A 23,135-nucleotide genomic window follows, 5' to 3' on the forward strand; every position below is an offset into this window, starting at 1 on the left:
TCTTCCTTTCATTCAGATAGGCGGCAACTGCTTGGTTTCGATTCCGCCTGGCAGCGACTTGCCGTCAGGTCTGTCATCGAATCCAAGAAAACGCAGGGCATGCAGTGCCTGGCCTTCATGCATCGGGCGTCCGCCTTGGGTACGGCAACCGCGTGCATCGGCGGCGCGGCAAAGCGGCGTCGGCTCGGGCGCATTGACGATGTCTACGACGATGCTGCCGGGATCCAGTCGCTCGGGATTCACGGGCATGGGATCATTCGCGTGCATGCCGAGTGGCGTGGCATTGATGACGATCTCGAATCCGCGGGGATCGGCCGAACCGGAATTTGTGGTGCAACCGGTTGCGGCAGTGACGGCTTTGGCAAGTTCGCCGGCGCGGCGCTCGTCGACGTCGAAGATGGTCAACGCCCGGGCGCCCGCGGAAGCGACTGCAAATGCGATCGCTCTGCCTGCACCTCCGGCGCCGACGAGAAGAACTGACTTGTTCGCCGGGTCATTGCCTTCCCACTGCATGCCGAGCACACATCCGAGGCCATCGAATATGGCCCCGACCCAGCGCCCGTCCTTATCGCAGCGGATGACGTTGAGTGCGCCAACCTGACGAGCAGTCGGATGCAGCTCGTCGACGAAGGCCAACATCCGCTGCTTATGGGGCATCGTGACCAGCACGCCGGAGAGATTCCCCAACACTCGTGCGCCAGTGACGAATGCGGGCAGGTCATCCTCCTTGACCACGAATGGAATGCACACCGCGTCTGCGCGCTGTTCCAAAAAGAGCCGGTTCAACAATTCGGGCGACTTGGCTGTCGTCAGCGGATCGCCCACCAACCCATAGAGTCGAGTTGTTCCCGTGACATGCGGCGTCATGCTTTGGCCAGCGCTTCGTTGTAGCGGGTGCTCACCTCGAGCGCCACGGCTGCAGGTGCCAGGTCCTTGAGGATCATGCGCTGGAAGGCTTCGCCGCAGATCTGGTTGAAGGTCGACTGGATGATGGAGTAGTTCACCATGCGGCCGCGTTTTTCCACCAGCGCCTTCCAGCCCAGCTGATCCTCGGCTTCCGGCGTCTTGAAGTAGGCGTCCTTGTAGGCGCTGGCGCGGGCCACCACTTCGCCCCCTCGCGCAGCGATCGCCTGAGCGGCCGGGCTGGCCATGAACTTGACGAACTCCCACGCGCCGCCCTGGCGCGGCGAATGGCTGTTGATGCACATCTGGAAGCCGTACACCGCGTGCTTGTCGTCAGGCTCCACCGAAGGGGCCGGTGCCCAGGCCAGGTCGTCGGCCACGGCGGCCTTCAGACCTCGGTAGCGGTACAGGCCGAAGGTGGCGGAGGCGACCGTGCCCGCGCGCATCCCATCCTGCAGTTCGTTGTAAGCGAACTGCAGGCTCACGGGTGTCGCGGCCTTCTTCTGGAACAGGTCCTTGACGATGCTGGCGGCCAGCAGCAGCCGCTTCTCGCTGAAGCCGATCTCGCGGCCGTTGGGCGCGAAGAAGGGATCGCTGTTGCCCGCCACGATGGAGCTCAGGATGAACTCCATGAATGCCTGCGCGCCACCGATCCCGCCGCTCAGGCCGAGTGGGACACCGTAGGCCATCTGGTTCTGCCTGGTCAGCAGCGGGCCGAGCGCGCTGACCTCGGCGTAAGTGCGCGGCGGCGTGGCAATCTTCGCCTCGTCGAACTTGCTCTTGCGGTAAACGTAGATCGGGATGCGATAGTCCTGCTGCAGGCCCCAGATCTTGCCGTTGACGCGCGTCTGGTCCAGGCTGATCAGCCAGTCCGTGGTATCCACCTTGTCTCGCGCGATCAGCTCGTCGATGGCCAGCACCGAGCCGGTGGACACGAACTCGGGCATCTGAAAGTTGTTCACGCGGATCACGTCGGGACTGTCCGACTTGGCGCGCGCCGCGCGTACGCCGTTTTGCCCGGCGGGGTCCACCACCACACGTACCTTCACACGCGGCTGGCTGGCCTCGAAAGCCGCGATCATCTGCGTCTGCGCCGCCGCGCGCGGGTCTTTGGTGTTGGCCGGGTCGAGAAAGGTGTCGTAGGCGATGGTCTCGGTGGTCTGCGCGAAGGCTTGGCCCGCGGGTGCGCCCAGCATGGCAGCCATGCCACCCAGGAAGATGCGCCGGCTCGTACGGGGCGCGAGTTTCTGTTCGTTCATGCTTGCTGGTTTCTGCTCGTTCATGTGTTTGTCTCCTGGTTTAAGTGCGCATGTGGTGGACTAGCCTTTGACGGCGCCGGCGGTCAGGCCGCTGATGAACCATCGCTGCGCGAGCACGAAGATGGCGACGATGGGAAGGGAGGACACCACGGCGTAGGCCATGACGTACGACCAGGTGATGCCGATGCTGTCGAACACCTGGTTGACCAGGGCCACTTGCAGCGTCCGGTGCGCGACCTCGGGCGCGAACGCGGCCACGGTGATGTAGTCGTTCCAGGTCGTGACCATGCCGATGACGGCGCTTGCGGCGATCCCGGGCCGCACCAGCGGCAGGATGACCTTGGTGAAGGTTTGCCAGTGATTGGCGCCGTCCACCTGGGTGGCCTCGTCCAACTCGCGCGGCACGGCGTCCACGAAGTTCTGCATGAACCAGACCGTCTGCGGCACCAGGCGCGCGGCTTGCACCACGATGATGACGGCGGCATTGTTCAAGAGGCCCAGCGCGTCCAACAGGAAGTAGGTCGGCACCAGCAGGGCAACGCCAGGGATCATGGACGTGGACAGGATCAGCAGCATCACGGTGCGCTTGCCGCGGAACTCGAAGCGTGAAGCCGCGTAGCCGGCGGGCGCGGACAGCAGTACCGCGAGCGCGACCGCGCCGACCGCGTACAGCACCGAGTTGAACAGGTCGGTCCCGAAGGTCTCGTTCCGGAACACTGCCTTGTACGCGGAGAGGCTCGGCTCGGTCGGCAAGAAGGTAGGCGGGTAGGCCATGACATTGGCCTCGCTCTTGAGCGAGGTGAACACCGCCCAGGACAACGGGATCAGCACGACCAGTACCAGGGCCGACAGCACGGCCCAGGACAGCATTTTTTCGGAACGGCGGATATGCATGGTGTTCAGCCCGAGACGCGGCCGGTGAGCCGCGTGTAGAGGTAGCCAAGGAAGAGGTTGACCACCAGCACCACGACTGAGATGACCGACGAGGGCGACAGGTCCACGGAGCGGAAAGCGCTGGAGAACACCTCGAAACTCCAGGTGGCGGTCGAGCCCAGCGGCCCGCCGCCGGTGAGCACCAGGATCAGCGTGATGAGCGTGAGATAGAGGATGCCCAGCGCCAGCGCGGTGCTGCCCAGCGTGGGCGCGATATGCGGCCACACCGCGTGGCGCAGGCGCGCGCGCAGGCCACCCCCGTCGATGTCGATCGCCTCGTACAGTTCCGCCGGGATGCTTTGCAGCGAGGCGCTCATCATCACCATCACGTAGGGGAAGGACCACCACGCGGTGACCAGGATGACGAGAACGAGCGCCAGCGAAGGATCGCCCAGCATCAGGCCGGGCTCCATGCCCAGGGACCGCATCAGATAGCTCATGGGCCCGTACGAGGGATTGAGCAGCCACAGCCAGAAGCAGCCCACCACGCCCATGGACAGCGTCCATGGCAGCAACAGCAGGGTGCGCACATAGGCGGCGCCGCGCGCAATGTTCTGCAGTGCAAGGGCGCTGGCCAGCCCCAGAGGCAGCACCACTGCCAGCGCGCCGAACACGTACAGCAGGGAGTTGAGGCTGAGTTCGAGGAAGGCCGGAGAAGTGATCACCGAGACATAGTTCGCAAGGCCCACGCCTTCCACCACTTCATAGAGGCGCGTGCGGTGGACGCTCAGCCACAGCACCACCGCCGTGGGGTAGAGCGTGACGGCCAGCAGGACGACGACCGCCGGCGCGAACCAGGCGAAGCGTGTCCAGAAGCCCGGCGGCCGGGGATCGGCCTGAACCGCAGGGGCAATCGCCGCAGAGGGAATGGCATTCATGAAGGCGACCTAAGATAGAACACCGTTCCAATATAGTCGTCAAAACTCGGCCGCCCATGCGGGAAATCCCCTGGTTCTCCGAGGAGTGGTGCCGCTACATTGGAACGATGTTCTAAAACAACGGAGATATTCGTGGCCACTGGCGACATGATCGAGCGCGTGCTGGACATCCTCACGTTGCTGGCCGATCACCCCCAAGGCCTGCCGATCAGCGATGTATCGCGGCGGCTGGACCTGCCCAAGAGTGCCGTGCACCGGCTGCTGTCCGTCCTCGTGAGACGAGGGCTGGCGATGCAGGACGAGTACAGCCAGCGCTACCGCATGACAGTGAAGCTGGCCGCTATCGGCTTCCGCTTCCTCGCGGCCTCCGGCATCACGGAAATCTGCCAGCCGTCCTTGGATCGGCTGGCCGCACGCACCGGCGAACTGGTGCGCCTGGCACTGGTGGAAGACGATGCTTTGATCTGGATTGCCAAAGCCCAGGGCGCGCTCTCCGGCCTGCGTTACGACCCCGACATGGGCCAGCCCGTGGTACTGCACGCCACATCGACCGGCAAAGCCTGGCTTGCAACGCTGGACGAGGAGCAGGCCGTGGCCCTGGTCAAGGCGCGCGGGTTCGTCGTGCCTTCCCGTTTCGGCAAGCCCATCGTGCGCGATGAGGCGAGCCTGCGTGCCGAACTGGCACGGACGCGCGAGCGCGGCTACGGCACGTCCATCGAGGAAGGGGAGCCAGGCACGTGCGCAGTGGGCTGCGCCATCGTGGATCCGCAAAGCCGCCGCGCCATCGGCACCGTCAGCGTGGCCGGTCCCGTGGCGCGACTCCCGCCGGAGCGCATCGCCGCCATCGCGCCCGACGTGCAAGCCACCGCGGCGGAGATCGCCGACCTGTGGCCCAGCCGCAAGGTGATGGAGGCCATGATGGGGATGACGCCGCTGAAAGTCTCCAATGGATAAAGGACTTCCCCATCGGAAGCTCGCCGGCGTGGAGGTGTCCTGCGCGTTTGCCGCTCCAGGCGTCGTTTTCATTCACAGGCGTTCATCGCGCGCGGCCGGACGAGCGGCTGCGCTGTATTTCCAAAGGCTCGGCCAGGTCGCGCTCGACCTGCGCGAGGCCGTGCCCACCACATTCAAGGAGCAAAACCATGCTGGCAGGTGAAGGTGCAGTGGCTATCTGGAACGACATCGCCGAGGCCGGGCGCGCAGAGTTTTACGCTTGGCATCTGCACGAGCACATGCCCGAGCGCGTGGGTATTCCCGGCTTTGTGCGGGGGCGCCGCTATCGCGCTGCCGATGCAGCAACGCAGCCGGAGTTCTTCACCCTGTATGAAACCACGAGCTTCCAGGTCATCCAGGGCAGCGACTATCTGTCGCGCTTGAACGAGCCTACGGAGTGGACGCGTGCGACCACCGCACATTTCCGCACGACCACGCGATCACTCACGCGCGTGGTCGCCAGCCACGGTGTGGGCTCGGGTGGCGCGATGCTGACCGTGCGCTTCGACATCGCAGACGACATGGTGCGCGATGTGGTGCCGCGTCTCAGCTCGGCGCTGGAAGCTGCAGCGCGGCTGCCGCGCATCAGCGGTGCGCACCTGCTGGGCTCGGACGTCGGCATGTCGGGCCAGCGCACCGCCGAAAGCAAGGACCGCAAGGACCTGCAGGCCCCCGCTCGCTGGGTGCTATTGCTGGAAGCCTGTGACCCCGGCGCCTTTGACGCGGCGCTTGCGCTATTGCGACAGTCCGCAGAACTGCGTGACGCTGCCGTGGGTCGCTATCTGCATGAATACACGCGGCTGAAAACCGCCTGGCAAGCGGGATGAGTGATCACAACCCCCTTCGGCCCGAAAGTGCGCGCAGCGGCACGCGGCGGTTTTGCGCGACAACAGCGTCGCTTTTTGAATGAGGAGACACCAAGATGGCCACAGTTGAGATCCAGGACGTCGCCAAGTCCTTCGGCAGCACGCAGATCATCCGCGGCGTGAGCATCGACATCCGCGACGGCGAATTCGTCGTACTGGTCGGCCCGTCGGGCTGCGGCAAGTCCACGCTGTTGCGCATGGTCGCGGGCCTGGAAGGCATCGACGCCGGCGAGATCCGCATCGGCGGGCGCCGTGTGAACGGCCTGCTGCCCAAGGATCGCGACATCGCCATGGTGTTTCAGAACTATGCGCTGTACCCGCATCTCACGGTGGCGGACAACCTCGCGTTCTCGCTGAAGCTGCGCCATGCGCCGCAGCAGGAGATCGAAGAGCGCGTGGCCCGGGCCGCCAAGATCCTGGGGCTGGAGCCGCTGCTCACGCGGCTGCCCAAGCAACTCTCCGGCGGCCAGCGCCAGCGCGTCGCCATGGGCCGAGCCATCGTGCGCGACCCGCAGGTCTTCCTGTTCGACGAGCCGCTGTCCAACCTGGACGCCAAGCTGCGGGTGGCCATGCGCGCTGAGATTCGTGAGCTGCACCAGCGCCTGAAGGCCACCACGGTCTACGTCACGCACGACCAGATCGAGGCCATGACGATGGCAGACAAGATCGTGGCCATGCACGATGGCATCGTGGAACAGGTCGGCACGCCGCTCGACCTGTTCGATCGGCCGCGAAACGTCTTCGTGGCGGCCTTCATCGGCTCGCCGTCGATGAACCTGCTGCCCGTCAAGGTGAACGGCAAGGGCGTTGTGGACAACGCGGGCAACCACTGGACCGTGCCCGGCGTGCCGGCCGCAAGCGGGCAGGCCCTCACGCTGGGCGTGCGGCCCGAGCACCTGCGGCTGGACGCCGAGGGCGTGCAGGCGCGCGTGCTGGTGGTGGAGTCCACCGGCTCGGAGACGCACCTCATCGTCGATGCGGGCGGCACCAAGCTCACCTGCGTGTTGCGCGAAAGGGTCGGTGTGCGCCCCGGCGACCAGGTGCGCCTGGGTGCGGACAGTGCGCATGTTCATCTTTTCCGCGCGGACTCCGGCGAACGGCTCGAGCCGTTGCACTGATCCGGCGAGGCAAAGACGAGGTGCCGGCCCGGCGACAAGCGCTGAATGAGGTTTACGGGCCAGACAGGCAATCTCAGTCGACACAAGGAAACAGGCAAATGAACGGTATCCAGATCGACAGCGTCAAGAGCGCGACCGGCGCTTCTTCGACTTGCGACGAGATCAACGAAAGCTTTTTCAGCCGAGGTGTGCTGCGCCGCGCTGACAAAGCGGCAGCCTGCGTGAGGCTGGCCGCATGACCCCCATGGAGCCGAACGCCATCGAGGCCGCCGCGCGCTACCTGCACGCACTTCAGTCGTCGGGTCGCTTCGGTGCAAGGTTGGAAGCCGGCTTGCGCCCTGCCACGCCGGAAGACGGTTGGCGCATCCAACGGCGAATCAGCGAACTGCGCGGCAGACCCGCCATCGGCTGGAAATGCGGGTTGCCCCCGGGCGACCGCTGGGTCGCCGCCGCGCTGCATGATGCAAGGCCCTCGGGCGGCACGGCTGCCGCGCCTGCCGGACCGACAGGCGCAGCACGCATCGAACCCGAACTGGCATTCGAGCTCAAGCAAAGCTTGCCGCCGAGAGCCACCCCCTACACGCGCGCCGATGTCGACGCCGCCATCGGCAGCGTGCGGCTGGCCGTCGAGGTGCTCGGTTGTCGCTATGACGAACCTGCAGACGCCAGTGGCCCTGAACTGATGGCCGACAGCCTGTGGCACCAAAGCGTGGTGCTGGGGCCGACTGTCGACGTAGACCTTGCGCAGGAGCCATTTCCAGGTCCCTTCGAGATTGCACTCTCGGTACAGGGCCATGACGACCTCACATTTCCGGCAAGCCACCCCAATGGCGACCCGCGCTTGCCCCTCTACTGGCTTGCCGAGTTTCTGCGCAGCCAGGGCATGGGTCTGGAGGTGGGGCAGGCCGTCATCACCGGCTCGTTTGCGGGTGCGATCGAGCTGCCGTTCGAACGTCCCGCCGTGCTTCGCTATGGCAGCTTCGGCGAGCTTGCGCTGACGCTCGAGCAGCTTTGATTGACGCGGCCTCACACCTGAATTCGTTTTTTTTAAGAGCCAAAAGGATTGCCCATGCGTCTCGTTCGATTCGGCCCCCGTGGCTCTGAAAAACCCGGCCTCGTCGATACACAAGGCACCTTGCGCGATTTGTCTTCCGTCGTGAGCGACATTCACGGGCCGACACTGTCACCCGAGAGCCTTGCAAGGCTGCGCGCCCTCGATACGTCGAGCTTGCCCGCCATGCCCGCCGATACACGGCTCGGCCCCTGCGTAGGCCAGGTTCCGAACGTGGTTTGCATCGGCCTCAACTATTCCGACCATGCCGCAGAAACCAACACGCCGATTCCCACACAGCCGATTGTCTTCAACAAGCACACCAGTGCGCTGGCTGGGCCCAACGACCCGGTCGTCGTCGCACCTGGCTCAGGCAAGCTTGACTGGGAAGTCGAACTCGCGATCGTGATCGGTCGTCCGGCCTGGCATGTCAGCGAAGCAGAAGCGCTGCAATACGTGGCCGGCTACTGCCTTTGCAACGATGTGTCGGAGCGTGCCTGGCAGATCGAAATGGAAGGCCAGTGGACCAAAGGCAAAAGCTACCTTGGCTATGCGCCGATAGGACCCTGGCTCCTGACGGCCGACGAAGTGCCGGACCCGCAGAATATCGACCTCTGGCTCGACGTGAACGGAACTCGCCGACAGACCGGCAACACCCGCACTCAGATTTTCGGCGTTGCAACCATCGTGTCTTACCTCAGCCGCTTCATGGCGCTTCGGCCCGGTGACGTGATTCCAACCGGTACGCCGCCGGGTGTCGGCCTCGGCCAGAAACCGCCTGTGTTCCTGAAGGAGGGTGATGTGATGACCTTGGGCAGTGACCTGCTCGGCACGCAGCGCCAGCAAACCATTGCCTACAGCGACGCCATGGGCGCCGCGTGGCGCGCTGGACAATTGCCTGCGCTCTAAGCCAAAGGGTTGGTCGACGATCCCCTGCAGGCTGGGCAAAAAAACACCTCGCCGATATCGGCGGGAATGGTCCTATCCCCGCATCCACGCCGTCATGCCGTCGAGGATTTCCGCGAGGACCTCCTCATCGCTGCGCCCTGACCGGCGCAGCACATGGAAGGCGTGGTCGGCCTCGGCGATCTCCATCAGCGTGGCGGAAGCCCCGAGCTTCGAGACCACGTTCCGGATGCTGGCCAGGTCCGCCAGCTCGTCGCGTGTGCCCTGCACGAACAGCATCGGCACGCGCACCTCGGCCAGGTGCTCGGCACGCACGGTCGAAGGCGTTCCCGCCGGATGCAGTGGAAAGCCGACGAAGACCAGGCCCTTCACGCCCGGCAGCGGGTCGAGCGCCTGGGCCTGCGAAGTCATCCGTCCGCCGAAGGACTTGCCGCCCGCGAAGAGCGGCAGCGCCCCGAATCGCTGGACCGCCTGCGCCACCGCCGCGCGCACGGCGGCATGGGCCACGGGCGGCGGATCGGGCCGCTTCTTGCCGAGCTCCATCGACGGAAACTGGTAGCGCAGGGTGGCGATGCCGCGCGCCGCCAGGCCCTCCGACACGGCGCCCATGAAGGAATGCCCCATGCCGGCGCCGGCGCCGTGGGCGAAGACGTAGCAGGCGAAGGGGTCGGGCGGCGACTGCACCAATCCGGAGACGGTGCCATGGTCGCCGACCTGGAAGTTGATTTGTTGCGTGCTCGGGATCATGCTGGATTCAGTCGGGCACGCCCAGTGTGCGGCCTGCAGCGCCCCAAACATAACTGAGGGTTTTCCCGGGCGTCATATAGCAAGCCCCACATAGGCCGTATGGGCATGCCCGTATGCGTACGGCCTCGCAAAGGAATACCTTCGCAGGCACGATTTTTGATCCGCCACGAAGACCGCCTCCCAGCGCATGAACACCAGCATGACCGACAGCACCCAACCCATCCGCTTCTTCCACCGCGGCCGGATTGTCGACGTGAGCGGCATCCATCCCACCCGCTCGGTGCTCGACTGGCTGCGCGAGGACGCCCGCTGCACCGGCACCAAGGAAGGCTGCAACGAGGGCGACTGCGGCGCCTGCACGGTCGTGATCGGCGAGTTGGCCGAGGCGGGCGAGAAGGAGGCGGTGGGCGGCCTGCGCCTTTCGACCGTCAACGCCTGCATCCAATTCATGCCGACGCTGCATGGCAAGGCGCTGTTCACGGTCGAGGACCTCAAGGCCCAGTGCACCCGCCAGCGCGACCGGGCGCCGCGCGACAAGCAGACGACGGTGCAGCTGCACCCGGTGCAGCAGGCCATGGTCGACTGCCATGGCTCGCAGTGCGGCTTCTGCACTCCCGGCTTCGTGATGTCGCTGTGGTCCACCTACGAGCACCACTGCAACGCGGGCACGCAGCCCACGCGCCAGCAACTGGCCGACGATCTCTCGGGCAACCTGTGCCGCTGCACCGGCTACCGCCCCATCCTCGATGCCGGCCAGCGCATGTTCGACCTGCCCTCGGTGCGGCTGGACACCGAGCCAGTGGTGGCCGCGCTGCAAAGCCTGAAGCACGACATCGGCTTCGAATACGCCGCGCCGCTGGGCCAGCGCATGGACCATTTCCATGCCCCCACCACGCTCGAACAGCTCGCCGCGCTGCGCGAGGCCAAGCCGGCGGCGCAGCTGCTGTCCGGCTCCACCGACGTGGGCCTGTGGGTCAACAAGCAGTTCCGCGACCTGGGCGACATCATCTACGTCGGCGACGTGGCCGGGATGAAAGTGGTGGAGGAGCGCGGCGATGCCCTCTACATCGGCGCCGGCGCCTCGCTCGAGAACGCCTTCCGCGCCCTGGCCGCGCGCGTGCCCAGCCTCACCGACGTCTGGCTGCGCTTCGCCTCGCCGCCGATCCGCAACGCCGGCACCATGGGCGGCAACGTGGCCAACGGCTCGCCCATCGGCGACTCGCCGCCGGTGCTGATGTCGCTGGACGCCGAGATCGAGCTGCGCCGCGGCGAGCGCGTGCGCCGCATGCCGCTGCCCGATTTCTACGTCGACTACATGAAGAACGAGCTGGAGCCCGGCGAGTTCGTGCAGGGCCTGTGGCTGCCGCTGGCCGCGATGAAGCGCCAGGTGCGCGCCTACAAGATCAGCAAGCGCTTCGACTGCGACATCTCGGCCCTGTGCGGCGGCTTCGCGGTGGAACTCGATGGCGAGATCGTGAAGGAAGTGCGACTGGCCTACGGCGGCATGGCCGCGATCGTCAAGCGCGCCGCGCGGGCCGAGGCCGCGCTCGTGGGCAAGCCCTGGACGCAGGCCAGCGTCAATGCCGCCAAGGCGGCGCTCGCGCAGGACTTCAAGCCCCTGAGCGACATGCGCGCCAGCGCCGACTACCGCCTGCTGGTGGCGCAGAACCTGCTGCAGCGCCTGTGGCTGGAAACGCGCGCCAAGGACCCATTGCCGGTGGAAGCCACCAGCGTGTGGAGCGTCATGCCTCACGCCGTCGCAACTGCCGAAGGAGTCTGAACATGAACAAGCCCCTCGACCCCGCACTGCTGCAGTCGGCCGAAGCCTTCGCCGACTACCTGAAGAACACCGCCGCGCGCATCGATGCCCGCGCCGAAGCCAAGGCGCACGACGGCGGCGCGCGCGTGGGCATCAGCCGGCCGCACGAGTCGGCGCAACTGCACGTGGCCGGCGAGGCCACCTACATCGATGACATTCCCGAGCTGGCGGGCACGTTGCACTGCGCGCTGGGCCTGTCGCCGGTGGCGAACGGCCGCCTCAAGAACATGAAGCTCGAGGCGATCTGCGCCATGCCCGGCGTGGTGGCAGTGCTCACCGCGGCGGACATCCCGGGCAGCAACGACTGCGGCTCGATCGTTCACGACGACCCGATCCTCTGCAGCGGCGACATCCGCTACCTGGGCCAGCCGGTGTTCGCGGTGATCGCCGAAACGCGCGATGCCGCACGCCGCGCCGCCGCCGGTGCCAGGGAGGCGCTGGACATCGAGGCGCAGCCCCCGGTGATCACGCCGCAGCAGGCGCACGAAAAGGGCCAGTACGTGCTGCCGCCGATGCACCTGGTGCGCAGCACCAGCGAGGGCGGTGCGCAGGCCGCGATCGCCAGGGCGCCGCACCGGCTCAAGGCCACGTTCGACGTCGGCGGGCAGGAGCAGTTCTACCTCGAAGGGCAGATCAGCTACGCGATCCCGAAGGAGGGCGGTGCGATGCACGTGCACTGCTCGACCCAGCACCCGAGCGAGATGCAGCACCTGGTCGCGCACGCGCTGCACCTGCATGCCAACCAGGTGCAGGTCGAGTGCCGGCGCATGGGCGGCGGCTTCGGCGGCAAGGAGTCGCAGTCTGCGCTCTTCGCCTGCGTGGCCGCGGTGGCGGCCAACAAGCTGAAGCGCCCGGTCAAGCTGCGGCTGGACCGCGACGACGACTTCCTGATCACCGGTCGACGCCATTGCTTCTGGTACGCGTACGAGGTGGGCTACGACGACGAGGGCCGCATCCTCGGCGCCGAGATCAGCATGGTCTCGCGCGCCGGCCATTCGGCCGATCTGTCGGGCCCGGTGATGACGCGGGCACTGTGCCACTTCGACAACGCCTACTGGCTGCCCGACGTGGCGATGCACGGCTACTCGGGCCGCACCAACACGCAGAGCAACACCGCCTTCCGCGGCTTCGGCGGCCCGCAGGGCGCGATCGCGATCGAGAACATCCTCGACAGCGTGGCGCGCGAACTGGGGCGCGATCCGCTGGACGTGCGGCGCGTCAACTTCTACGGCAAGGGCGAGCGCAACGTCACGCCCTACGGCCAGGTCGTTTCCGACAACATCATCCATGAGCTGGTCTCCGAGCTGGAGGGCACCAGCGCCTACCGCGCGCGGCGCGAGGAGATCGCGGCCTTCAACAAGACCAGCCCGGTGCTCAAGCGCGGCATCGCGCTGGCGCCGCTGAAGTTCGGCATCTCCTTCAACGTCAGGCATTTCAACCAGGCGGGGGCGCTGGTCCACGTCTACACCGACGGCTCGATCCTCGTGAACCACGGCGGGACCGAGATGGGGCAGGGCCTCAACACCAAGGTGGCGCAGGTGGTGGCGCACGAGCTGGGCGTGAACTTCGAGAGCGTGCGCGTGACGGCGACCGACACGCAGAAGGTGGCCAACACCTCGGCCACCGCGGCCTCGACCGGCGCCGACCTCAACGGCAAGGCGGCGCAGGACGCGGCACGCCAGATCCGCGAGCGGCTGGCCGCCTGCGCCGCCGCGCGCCACGGCGGCAAGGCGGAAGAGGTGCGCTTCGCCAATGACCAGGTCGAGGTCAACGGCCGCCTGCTGTCCTTCAGCACCGTCGTCGGCGAGGCCTACCTCGACCGCGTGCAGCTCTGGTCCGACGGCTTCTATGCCACGCCCGGCCTCAGCTGGGACAAGGAAACGATGAAGGGCCGTCCCTTCTTCTATTACGCCTACGGCGCTGCCGTGAGCGAGGTGATCGTGGACACGCTGACCGGCGAATGGAAGCTGCTGCGCGCCGACATCCTGCACGACGCCGGCAAGTCGCTGAACCCGGCCGTGGACATCGGCCAGGTCGAGGGCGCCTTCATCCAGGGCATGGGCTGGCTCACCACCGAGGAGCTGGTGTGGCATCCCAAGACCGGCCTGCTCACCACCCACGCGCCCAGCACCTACAAGATCCCGACGGCCAACGACTGCCCGCCGGTCTTCAACGTGCGCCTGTTCGAGGGCCAGAACTTCGAGGATTCGATCCACCGCAGCAAGGCGGTGGGCGAACCGCCGCTGCTGCTGCCCTTCTCGGTCTTCTTCGCGATCCGGGACGCGGTGTCGGCGGTGGGCGAGCACCGGGTCGACCCGCCGCTGACGGCGCCGGCCACGAGCGAGTCCATCCTGCGCGCGGTGACGGCCGTCCAGGCAAAGTGAGCGTGAGGAAGCGGACGTCCCGTCAGTCCCGTCAGAAAAGACCTCAGGGAATCTTCCGATGAACTTCCTCCGCGTCCTCTGCGACACCTTCGCGCCTTCTGCGTTCGGCTGTCCGTTCCCCACGGCCGGCGGTATAACGATCCGCATCGTTCATTACCGTGCGAGCGCCCATGAGAGACCAGGCCCTGTTGGACAAGATCGATCTGCATCTCATCCGGGTGCTTCATACCGTGTTGACCGACCGCAGCGTCTCGCGCGCCGCCATTCGCCTGGGCATGTACCAGCCGGCGGTGTCGGCGGCGCTGAAGCGGCTGCGCGAGCTTTCGGGCGATCCGCTGCTGGTGCGCTCGGGCTCGGGCATGGTGCCCACGGATGCGGGGCTGCGCATGATCGATCCGGCCGCCAGCATCCTGCGCGCGGCGGAGATGCTGTTCTCGGATGCGCGCGGCTTCGATCCGCAGACCGCGCAGACCACCTTCCGCATCGCCGCCTCGGACTACCTGGACCCGCTCTTCCTGCCCATGCTGGTGGCCCAGGTCAAGGCGCAGGCGCCGCTGTGCGGCATCGAGATCCACGCGCTGTCGTCCGAATCGGACTACCACGCGCACCTCTCGCTCGGCCAGGTCGACCTGGTGATCGGCAACTGGCTCAAGCCGCCGGAGGACCTGCACATGGCGCGGCTCTTCGGCGACGAGATCGTCTGCCTGGTCAATCGCGACCATCCGGCGGTGCGCCGCGGCTGGGACCTGGAGAGCTGGCTTGCGGCCGAGCACGTGGCGCCCACGGCGCTGCACCCGGGCGCGCGCGGCATCATCGACCAGATGCTCGACGAGCAGGGCCGGCAGCGCAACATCACGGCGCGCTGCGCCCACTTCGGGCTGATCCCGGACATGGTGGCCTCCAGCCTGCTGGTGCTCACCACCGGGCGGCAGTACTGCGAGCGCTTCCTCGACCGGCTGCCGGTCACGATCCTCCCGTGCCCGATCGCGCTGCCGCGCCTCATGTACTACCAGCTGTGGCATGAGCGCACCCATTCCTCCAGTTCCGCGCGCTGGCTGCGCGAGCGGACCAAATCGGTAGCGGCCTCGCTGAGGCCCGCAACTTCCACGGCCGGCTCCGAATAGACGGCCCACCCCGACTCGCGCCCGGCGTCGCGACATCTCACAACGCCTTGAACGAGAAAAGACTCGGAGACAACGCGATGAACCGTACCGAACAGGTGCTCGGCATTCCCGGGCACGACACCCCGATCATCCCCACGCAAGCACCGACGAGCGGCTGGACAGAACGCCTGTTCAAGCTCAGGGAGCACAACACCACGGTGCGAACCGAGATCGTGGCAGGCCTCACCACCTTCCTGACGATGGCCTACATCATCTTCGTCAACCCTTCGATCCTGGGCGACGCGGGCATGCCGAAGGAGGCGGTGTTCGTCGCCACCTGCCTGATCGCGGCGCTCGGCACGGGGATCATGGCCTTCTACGCCAACTACCCGATCGCGCTGGCGCCGGGCATGGGCCTCAACGCCTACTTCGCCTACGTGGTGGTGCTGCAGATGGGCTTCACCTGGCAGGCGGCGCTGGGCGCGGTCTTCGTCTCGGGTTGCCTTTTCCTGCTGGTCACGGTGTTCCGGGTGCGCGAGCTGATCATCCGCGGCATCCCGCAGTCCATACGCCTGGCGATCACGGTGGGCATCGGGCTCTTCCTCGCGATCATCGCGCTCAAGAGTGCGGGCATCGTGGCGCCCTCCAAGGCCACCTACGTCACGCTGGGCGACCTGCACACGCCCCAGGCGGTGCTGGCGACCATCGGCTTCTTCCTGATCGTGGTGCTGGACCGGCTCAAGGTGCCGGGCGCCATCCTGATCGGCATCATCACGGTGACGGTGCTGTCCTTCTTCTTTGCCGGCAACACCTTCCACGGCGTGTTCGCCGCGCCGCCCTCGATCGCGCCCACCTTCCTGCAGCTGGACATCAAGTCGGCGCTGTCGGGCGGCATCCTGAACGTGATCCTGGTGTTCTTCCTGGTCGAGCTGTTCGATGCCACCGGCACGCTGATGGGCGTGGCGCGCCGCGCCGGCCTGCTGGTGCCGGGCAAGATGGACCGGCTCAACAAGTCGCTGCTGGCCGACAGCGGCGCGATCTTCGCGGGCTCGCTGCTGGGGACCTCCAGCACCACGGCCTACGTCGAGAGCGCGGCCGGGGTGCAGGCCGGCGGCCGCACCGGGCTGACCGCGCTCACGGTGGCGGTGCTGTTCCTGGCCGCGCTGGCGATCTCGCCGCTGGCCGGCGCCGTGCCTGCCTATGCCACCGCGCCCGCGCTGTTCTTCGTGGCCTGCTTGATGCTCAGGGATATCACCGAGCTCGATTGGGACGACACGACCGAGGTGATCCCGGCCGCGGTCACCGCCCTGGCCATGCCTTTCACCTACTCGATCGCCAACGGCCTGGCTTTCGGCTTCATCACCTACGCGGTGCTCAAGCTGTTCACCGGCCGCGCCAGGCAGGTGCACTGGATGGTGTGGCTGATCGGCGGGGTTTTCCTCTTCAAGTTCATCTACATAGGCGGACACTGACGACAGAAAATAATGCGATCGCCCATGGGGGGCGGTTCAGGGCGATTCGGTAACCCACAGGCCAGGCACAGGCATGACAATCCACAGACTCCAGCTATCGAACATCACCAAGCGCTACCCCTCGGTGGTCGCCAACAGCGATGTCTCGCTCACGGTGGCGCCCGGCGAAACCCACGCCGTGCTCGGCGAAAACGGTGCCGGCAAGTCCACGCTGATGAAGATCATCTACGGCTCGGTCAAGCCCGACGAGGGCAGCGTGAGCTTCAACGGCCAGCCGGTCAACGTGCGCAACCCGCAGGAGGCGAGGGCGCTGGGCATCAGCATGGTGTTCCAGCACTTCAGCCTGTTCGACACCCTGACCGTGGCCGAGAACGTCTGGCTAGGGCTCGAGAAGAGCCTCACGCTGGCCGAGGTCACGCGGCGCATCTCGGCCAAGGCCGGCGAGTACGGGCTGGACATCGACCCCGCGCGCCCGGTGCACACCCTCTCGGTGGGCGAGATGCAGCGGGTGGAGATCATCCGCGCGCTGCTGACCGACCCCCAGCTGCTGATCCTCGACGAGCCCACTTCGGTGCTGACGCCCCAGGCCGTGACCAAGCTCTTCGTGGTGCTCAAGAAGCTGGCGGCCGAGGGCTGCAGCATCCTCTACATCAGCCACAAGCTGCACGAGATCCGCGAGCTCTGCACCGCCTGCACCGTGCTGCGCGGCGGCAAGGTGACCGGCGTGTGCAATCCGCAGAACGAGAGCAACGAATCGCTGTCACGCCTGATGATCGGCGCGGAACCACCGCCCTTGCAGCACCGGCCGGTGCATGCAGGCGCCGTGGCTCTGCGCGTCAAGGGCCTGACACTGGCGCGCGAGGACCAGTTCGGCGTCGACCTCGACGGCGTCTCGCTCGAGGTGCGCTCCGGCGAGGTGGTGGGCATCGCGGGCGTCTCGGGCAACGGCCAGAAGGAACTGCTGTACGCGCTGTCCGGCGAAGACACCCGCGCCGAGGCCGGGATGATCGAGGTCTTCGGCCAGCCGGCCGCGCATTTCCGGCCACGCCGGCGGCGCGCGCTGGGGCTGCATTTCGTGCCCGAAGAGCGGCTGGGCCGCGGCGCGGTGCCGACGCTGAGCCTGGCGCACAACATGCTGCTGACGCGCAGCAACGCGGTGGGCCAGGGTGGCTGGATCCGCACCGGCGCGCTGCAGCAGCATGCGGGCCGCATCATCGAGCGCTTCAAGGTCAAGGCCGGCGGGCCGGGTGCGGCGGCGCGCTCGCTCTCGGGCGGCAACCTGCAGAAGTTCATCGTCGGGCGCGAGATCGACGCAGACCCCAAGATCTTCGTCGTCTCGCAGCCCACCTGGGGCGTGGACGTGGGCGCCGCGGCGCTGATCCGCGGCGAAATCCTGGCCTTGCGCGACGCCGGCTGCGCGGTGCTGGTGGTGAGCGAGGAGCTCGACGAGCTGTTCGAGATCAGCGACCGGCTGCACGTGATCGCCAAGGGCCGCATGTCACCCTCCATCGATCGGGCCGCAGCCACGGTACCGCAGATCGGCGAGTGGATGAGCGGTTTGTGGGGCGCCCAGCCCGCCGCGGCGAAGAAAGAGGAGGTGGCCCATGCTTAAGCTCGAACCCCGTCCGCAGCTCTCGCGCTTCTGGAGCTACGGCTCGCCGATCCTGGCCCTGGCCGTCACCGTGCTGATCGGCATGGTGCTGTTCTCCCTGCTCGGCAAGGACCCGGTCAAGGGCTTGCTGGTCTTCTTCTGGGAGCCGATCAAGAGCGGCTATGCGCTGGGCGAGCTGATGGTCAAGGCCACGCCGCTGCTCATCATCGCGCTCGGGCTGGCGGTGTGTTTCCGCTCCAACGTGTGGAACATTGGGGCCGAGGGGCAGTTCGTGTTCGGTGCCATCGCGGCCGGCGGCGTGGCCCTGATGGCCGACAAGACCACCGGCTCCTGGATCGTCGCCGCGATCCTCGCGGCCGGCATCCTCGGCGGAATGGTGTGGGCCGGCATCGTGGCCTTCCTGCGCGACAAGTTCAACGCCAGCGAGATCCTCGTGAGCCTGATGCTGGTCTACGTGGCGACGCTGCTGCTGGGCTACATGGTCTACGGCCCCTGGAAGGACCCGCTGGGCTACAACTTCCCGCAGACCAAGACCTTCGAGGCGGTGACGCAGATCCCGCGGCTCATGAAGGGCTCGCGCGTGAGCATCGGGCTGGTCCTCGCGCTCGCGGGCGCGGCTGCGCTCTGGGTGTTCCTCTTCCGCACGCGGGCCGGCTTCGCGCAGCAGGTCGGCGGGCTGGCGCCGGCGGCGGCGCGCTATGCGGGCTTCTCGGCCAGGCGCGCGATCTGGATCGCGCTGCTCACCTCGGGCGGCGCGGCCGGGCTGGCGGGCGCGCTGGAGGTGGCGGGCCCCATCGGCCAGCTCACGCCCTACGTGCCGGCCGGCTACGGCTTCGCGGCCATCATCGTGGCCTTCGTCGGCCGGCTGCACCCGGTGGGCATGATCTTCTCGGCCATCCTCATGAGCATGTTTTACATCGGCGGCGAGCTGGCGCAGTCGCGCCTGGGGCTGCCCAAATCGCTGACCGGCGTGTTCCAGGGGCTGCTGCTGTTCACGCTGCTGGCCTGCGACACCCTGATCGCCTACCGCATCCGGCGCAAGGCGGCGCCCAAGCCTGCGGCCGTGCCCGCGGGCACCTCGTCGCTGCAGGCGAGCACGCCGCTGACCGCGCCGGTCACCGCCCAGGTCCAGGAAGGAGTCATCTGATGGAATCCTACGCACTCCTCCTCGGCTCCATGCTCAGCGCCGGCACCGTGCTCGCGATCGCGGCGCTGGGCCTGCTGATCAACGAAAAGGCCGGCATCGTCAACCTTGGCGCCGAAGGCATGATGCTGTGCGCGGCCATTGCCGGCTTCGCCACCGTGGTGACCACGCACAACACCTGGCTCGGCTTCGCGGCGGGCATGGCGGCCGGCGCGCTGCTGGCGGCCTTCTTCGGCGTGCTCGTGATCTGGCTCAACACCAACCAGTACGCGACCGGCCTGGCGCTGAGCCTCTTCGGCGTCGGCTTCTCGGCCTTCGCCGGCATCAACTTCGTGCAGGCCAAGCTGCCCGAGAGCACCAATTACGCGCTGCCGGTGCTGGGCGACATTCCGCTCCTCGGGCCGGCCCTGTTCCGCCACCATCCGATGGTGTATTTCGCGGTGCTGCTGACCATCGGGCTGGTCTGGTTCCTCTACCGCACCCGCGCCGGGCTGGTGCTGCGCTCGGTGGGCGAGTCGCCGGAGTCCTCGCACGCGCTGGGCTATCCGGTGCGGCGCATCCGCTTCATGGCGGTGATCGCGGGCGGGGCGCTGTGCGGGCTGGCGGGCGCGTACCTCTCGACCGTCTACACGCCGCTGTGGGTCGAGGGCATGGTCGCCGGCCGCGGCTGGATCGCGCTGGCGCTCACCACCTTCGCGACCTGGCGGCCGGTGCGGGTGCTCCTGGGCGCCTACCTGTTCGGCGGGGTTTCGATGCTGGGCTTCCACCTGCAGAGCACGGGGGTGAACGTGCCCAGCCAGTTCCTCAGCATGCTGCAGTACATCGCGCCGATCGTGGTGCTGGCGCTGATCTCGCGCAACCCGGCATTCATCCGCATCAACATGCCGGCCTCCATCGGGAAACCCTTCTACCCCGGCTCATAATCGCGTCCACAATTGTTTCGCCAACTGTCCTTCGAGGTTTTCTCACAATGAATGATCTGAACAAGCGTTCCCTGCTCAAGCTGGCTGCCCTGTCCGCGGTCGCCTCGGCCGCCCTGATCGGCTGCGGCAAGAAGGAAGAAGCCCCGGCCCCGGCACCCGCCGCCCCGGCGCCGGCCCCGACGGCCGCGGCGCCCGCGCCGGCCGCGCCGTTGAACGTGGCGTTCGCCTATGTGGGCCCGGTGGGCGATGGGGGCTGGTCCTTCGCGCACGACAACGCACGCAAGGCGATCGAGAAGGAATTCGGCGGCAAGATCAAGACCACCTTCGTCGAGAGCGTGCCGGAGTCGGCCGATGCCGAGCGGGTGTTCCGCGACATGGTGGGGCAGGGCAACAAGCTGATCTTCGGCACGACCTTCGGCTACATGGAGCCGATGCTCAAGGTGGCGAACGACAACAAGGACGTGAAGTTCGAGCACGCCACCGGCTACAAGACGGCCGAGAACATGCGCACCTACGACAGCCGCACCTACGAAGGTGCCTACATGGCCGGCGTCATCGCGGGCTCGATGACCAAGAGCAACACGCTGGGCGTGGTCGGCTCGGTGCCGATCCCCGAGGTGCTGCGCAACATCAACTCCTTCACGCTGGGCGCACAGTCGGTCAACCCCAAGATCACGACCAAGGTGGTGTGGGTCAACGAGTGGTTCAGTCCGCCGAAGGAGACCGAGGCCGCCACCGCGCTGATCAACGGCGGCGCCGACGTGCTGTTCCAGAACACCGACTCGCCGGCCGTGCTCAAGACCGCCCAGGAAAAAGGCAAGCGCGCCTTCGGCTGGGACTCGGACATGACCGCCTACGGTCCCAAGGCGCACCTGGCTTCGGCCGTGATCAACTGGACACCGTACTACACCAAGGCCGTGCAGGACGTGCTGGACGGCAAGTGGACCACCGGCCAGACCTGGTGGGGCGTGAAGGAAGGCGCGATCGACATCGTCTCCATCGCCGAAGATGTGCCGGCCGAAGCCAAGGCCAAGATCGAGGAAGTCAAGAAGGGCCTGAAGGACGGCAGCTTCTCGATCTGGAAGGGCCCGATCGTCGGCCAGGACGGCAAGGAGCTGGTGGCCAAGGACGCGGTCGCCGACGACAAGTTCCTCTCGGGCGTGAACTTCTACGTCAAGGGCGTGGAAGGCAAGGTGCCGGGCGGCGACAAGAAGTAGGCCGTCCGGATTCCGCCGGGAAGGGTTGCCTCGCGCAACCCTTTTTCTTTTTGGCGCGATGCTGCCGCGAGACCTGCGCGTGGCGGGCATCGCCGGGCGACTCGGCTGCGCTTATGCTGTGCGCGAACAGAGCTCTTGACCGCCCCATGACCGATCTCCATCCCTTCACCCACGACATCCCCGCCGACCGCCTGCCCGCGCTGTTGCGCGCCATGCCCAAGGCCGAGCTGCACATGCACATCGAGGGCTCGCTGGAGCCCGAGCTGATCTTTGCGCTGGCGCAGCGCAATGGCGTGGCCATCCCCTACGCCAGCGTGGAGGAACTGCGCCGCGCCTACGCCTTCACCAATCTGCAGAGCTTTCTGGACATCTACTACGCGGGCGCCAGCGTGCTGCTGAAGGAGCAGGACTTCTACGACATGGCCTGGGCCTACCTGGAGCGCGCGGCCGCCGACAACGTGGTCCGCACCGAGATGTTCTTCGACCCGCAGACCCACACCGCGCGTGGCGTGGCGATGCAGACAGTGATCGACGGCCTGCACCGCGCCTGCGGCGATGCCGAGGCAAAGCTGGGCGTGAGCGCCGCGCTCATCCTGTGCTTCCTGCGCCATCTGAGCGAGGAAGATGCCTTCGCGACGCTGGAGCAGGCGCTGCCGTTCAGGGACAAGTTCATCGGGGTCGGCCTCGATTCCAGCGAGCTCGGCCATCCGCCCGAGAAATTCGCCCGCGTGTTCGCGCGCTGCCGCGAGCTGGGTTTCCACCTCGTCGCCCATGCCGGCGAGGAGGGCCCGCCGGCCTACGTGTGGAGCGCGCTCGATGTGCTGAAGGTGGAGCGCGTCGACCATGGCGTGCAGAGCACGAAGGATGCGGCGCTGATGCGGCGCCTGGCCCAGGAGCGCATCCCGCTGACCGTTTGCCCGCTGTCCAACCTCAAGCTCTGCGTGTTCCCCGACCTGGCGCAGCACAACCTCGGCCAGCTGCTGGACGCCGGCCTGGTCGCGACCGTGAACTCGGACGACCCGGCCTACTTCGGCGGCTACATGAACGAGAACTTCATCCAGACCTTCGCGGCGACCGGGCTGACGGCGAAGCATGCGTGGCAGCTGGCGGCCAACAGCTTCGAGGGCAGCTTCGTCGATGCGCCAACCAAGGCGCTCTGGATGGAAAGGCTGGGCGCGTGCTTCGCCCAGTTCGCCGGGCGCTGAGCGCGACTTTCGGATTGCGCTGGGGCAGTCGCGCCGCGCGGCCCGGCTAAGGCTTGCGCGCGCGCCCGGTGCGGATCGTTTCCTGGCGCGTCTTCAGCAGTTCCTTGAGCTGCGCCAGCTGGTTCGGGCAATCGGCGTTCGTCGCCACCAGCACGAAGGGGCTGCGCCGCAGCGCCTCCACCGATTTTTCGACGTCGGCTGGCATCCGGTGCTTGTTGACCAGCCCGGCCGCGACGGCCGCTCTGGAGCTCTTGAAGAAGCCCTTCTCGAAGGCCGGCGTGCCGCAACGGGCTGCGATCACGCGGTAATCGGCTTCCTGCTGCTCGGCGGCGGTTGGCGCCGCAGCGGGCCGCGTGGTCTGCGAATGGACCGGCAGGGAGATGCCGATGACCGACGCCGATAGAAGTGCTCCCAGTACACGCGCTTTCATAGGACCTGCCGCTTCACGAACGCTGAGGGGTTCGTCGTGAGCATCGTACTGCTGCATCGCGGCGCGCGCATGGCGGGGGCGTGAACTAGTGCCTGGAGCGCAGGCCGAGTTGCGAATTCGCATCGATGCCGGTGGCGGCCACGCCACGCCGACGTTCGCGCCGGCGTTTCGC

22 protein-coding genes are annotated in these 23,135 nt (G+C 67.0%); 16 read left to right on the forward strand and 6 right to left on the reverse strand.

Features of this window, described 5'->3' with window-relative positions; genetic code table 11:
- Positions 1 to 12: 12 nt before the first annotated feature.
- From J2739_RS13920 to J2739_RS13935, 4 genes are read right to left on the reverse strand one after another with little or no spacing between them, the layout of a single operon-like run.
- Complete coding sequence (locus J2739_RS13920; protein WP_309902564.1) at positions 13 to 867, reverse strand: shikimate dehydrogenase family protein; 855 nt, start codon at positions 865 to 867, stop codon at positions 13 to 15.
- The gene (locus tag J2739_RS13925) at positions 864 to 2,186 is read right to left on the reverse strand and encodes an extracellular solute-binding protein (RefSeq protein WP_309902567.1); all 1,323 of its coding nucleotides are present in this window, start codon (positions 2,184 to 2,186) and stop codon (positions 864 to 866) included. The genes J2739_RS13920 and J2739_RS13925 overlap by 4 nt, the downstream gene beginning before the upstream one ends.
- Before the next feature lie 36 nt (positions 2,187 to 2,222).
- Positions 2,223 to 3,056 (reverse strand): carbohydrate ABC transporter permease, encoded by an 834-nt coding sequence (locus J2739_RS13930; protein ID WP_309902569.1) that lies wholly within the window; start codon positions 3,054 to 3,056, stop codon positions 2,223 to 2,225.
- Between the two features lie 5 nt (positions 3,057 to 3,061).
- Positions 3,062 to 3,973, reverse strand: a complete 912-nt coding sequence (locus J2739_RS13935; protein ID WP_309902571.1) for a carbohydrate ABC transporter permease — start codon at positions 3,971 to 3,973, stop codon at positions 3,062 to 3,064.
- 147 nt (positions 3,974 to 4,120) lie between these two features.
- Between J2739_RS13935 and J2739_RS13940 the strand changes: the two genes are divergently transcribed.
- From J2739_RS13940 to J2739_RS13970, 7 genes are all read left to right on the forward strand, one after another.
- Positions 4,121 to 4,927 carry an IclR family transcriptional regulator gene (locus tag J2739_RS13940; protein ID WP_309902573.1) on the forward strand — a complete coding sequence of 269 codons (807 nt, stop codon included), beginning with the start codon at positions 4,121 to 4,123 and terminating at the stop codon, positions 4,925 to 4,927.
- Positions 4,920 to 5,129 (forward strand): hypothetical protein, encoded by a 210-nt coding sequence (locus tag J2739_RS13945; RefSeq protein WP_309902575.1) that lies wholly within the window; start codon positions 4,920 to 4,922, stop codon positions 5,127 to 5,129. Before J2739_RS13940 ends, J2739_RS13945 begins: the two co-directional genes overlap by 8 nt.
- A complete protein-coding gene (locus J2739_RS13950; RefSeq protein WP_309902577.1) occupies positions 5,116 to 5,793 on the forward strand; it encodes a hypothetical protein in 678 nt (225 codons plus the stop codon). The genes J2739_RS13945 and J2739_RS13950 overlap by 14 nt, the downstream gene beginning before the upstream one ends.
- 95 nt (positions 5,794 to 5,888) lie before the next feature.
- Positions 5,889 to 6,950, forward strand: coding sequence for an ABC transporter ATP-binding protein (locus J2739_RS13955; protein ID WP_309902580.1), 1,062 nt, complete (start codon positions 5,889 to 5,891; stop codon positions 6,948 to 6,950).
- Positions 6,951 to 7,048: 98 nt separating this feature from the next.
- On the forward strand, positions 7,049 to 7,189 hold the full coding sequence (locus J2739_RS13960; protein WP_309902581.1) for a hypothetical protein: 141 nt from the start codon (positions 7,049 to 7,051) through the stop codon (positions 7,187 to 7,189).
- Positions 7,186 to 7,965, forward strand: coding sequence for a hydratase (locus tag J2739_RS13965; protein ID WP_309902583.1), 780 nt, complete (start codon positions 7,186 to 7,188; stop codon positions 7,963 to 7,965). The genes J2739_RS13960 and J2739_RS13965 overlap by 4 nt, the downstream gene beginning before the upstream one ends.
- A gap of 54 nt (positions 7,966 to 8,019) precedes the next feature.
- Positions 8,020 to 8,910 (forward strand): fumarylacetoacetate hydrolase family protein, encoded by an 891-nt coding sequence (locus J2739_RS13970; RefSeq protein WP_309902585.1) that lies wholly within the window; start codon positions 8,020 to 8,022, stop codon positions 8,908 to 8,910.
- A 72-nt stretch (positions 8,911 to 8,982) separates the two neighbouring features.
- Here J2739_RS13970 and J2739_RS13975 read toward each other — a convergent pair whose 3' ends face one another.
- Positions 8,983 to 9,654, reverse strand: a complete 672-nt coding sequence (locus tag J2739_RS13975) for an alpha/beta hydrolase family protein (protein ID WP_309902587.1) — start codon at positions 9,652 to 9,654, stop codon at positions 8,983 to 8,985.
- Positions 9,655 to 9,841: 187 nt separating this feature from the next.
- Here J2739_RS13975 and xdhA point away from each other — a divergent pair, with 187 nt between their 5' ends.
- The 9 genes from xdhA to J2739_RS14020 all read left to right on the forward strand — a co-directional run bounded on the left by xdhA (position 9,842) and on the right by J2739_RS14020 (position 22,533).
- Entirely contained in the window at positions 9,842 to 11,434 is a 1,593-nt protein-coding gene (gene xdhA, locus J2739_RS13980) for a xanthine dehydrogenase small subunit (RefSeq protein WP_309902589.1), read from the forward strand.
- Positions 11,435 to 11,436: 2 nt separating this feature from the next.
- A complete protein-coding gene (gene xdhB, locus J2739_RS13985) occupies positions 11,437 to 13,857 on the forward strand; it encodes a xanthine dehydrogenase molybdopterin binding subunit (protein ID WP_309902590.1) in 2,421 nt (806 codons plus the stop codon).
- A gap of 170 nt (positions 13,858 to 14,027) precedes the next feature.
- A complete protein-coding gene (locus tag J2739_RS13990) occupies positions 14,028 to 14,981 on the forward strand; it encodes a LysR family transcriptional regulator (protein WP_309902592.1) in 954 nt (317 codons plus the stop codon).
- A gap of 77 nt (positions 14,982 to 15,058) precedes the next feature.
- Entirely contained in the window at positions 15,059 to 16,432 is a 1,374-nt protein-coding gene (locus J2739_RS13995; RefSeq protein ID WP_309902594.1) for an NCS2 family permease, read from the forward strand.
- Between the two features lie 73 nt (positions 16,433 to 16,505).
- Positions 16,506 to 18,044, forward strand: coding sequence for an ABC transporter ATP-binding protein (locus J2739_RS14000; protein WP_309902596.1), 1,539 nt, complete (start codon positions 16,506 to 16,508; stop codon positions 18,042 to 18,044).
- Positions 18,037 to 19,191: an ABC transporter permease gene (locus J2739_RS14005; RefSeq protein ID WP_309902598.1), complete on the forward strand. Its 1,155-nt coding sequence runs from the start codon at positions 18,037 to 18,039 to the stop codon at positions 19,189 to 19,191. Before J2739_RS14000 ends, J2739_RS14005 begins: the two co-directional genes overlap by 8 nt.
- Positions 19,191 to 20,111 carry an ABC transporter permease gene (locus J2739_RS14010; RefSeq protein ID WP_309902600.1) on the forward strand — a complete coding sequence of 307 codons (921 nt, stop codon included), beginning with the start codon at positions 19,191 to 19,193 and terminating at the stop codon, positions 20,109 to 20,111. The genes J2739_RS14005 and J2739_RS14010 overlap by 1 nt, the downstream gene beginning before the upstream one ends.
- A gap of 47 nt (positions 20,112 to 20,158) precedes the next feature.
- Positions 20,159 to 21,328, forward strand: a complete 1,170-nt coding sequence (locus J2739_RS14015) for a BMP family ABC transporter substrate-binding protein (protein ID WP_309902602.1) — start codon at positions 20,159 to 20,161, stop codon at positions 21,326 to 21,328.
- 146 nt (positions 21,329 to 21,474) lie between these two features.
- Entirely contained in the window at positions 21,475 to 22,533 is a 1,059-nt protein-coding gene (locus J2739_RS14020) for an adenosine deaminase (RefSeq protein WP_309902604.1), read from the forward strand.
- A gap of 46 nt (positions 22,534 to 22,579) precedes the next feature.
- On the opposite strand, the gene J2739_RS14025 is transcribed toward J2739_RS14020, so the two are convergent.
- Positions 22,580 to 22,963: a hypothetical protein gene (locus J2739_RS14025; protein WP_309902605.1), complete on the reverse strand. Its 384-nt coding sequence runs from the start codon at positions 22,961 to 22,963 to the stop codon at positions 22,580 to 22,582.
- Between the last annotated feature and the right edge of the window lie 172 nt (positions 22,964 to 23,135).

It is taken from the genome of Variovorax soli, from assembly GCF_031454625.1.
GTDB lineage: Bacteria > Pseudomonadota > Gammaproteobacteria > Burkholderiales > Burkholderiaceae_C > Variovorax > Variovorax soli_A.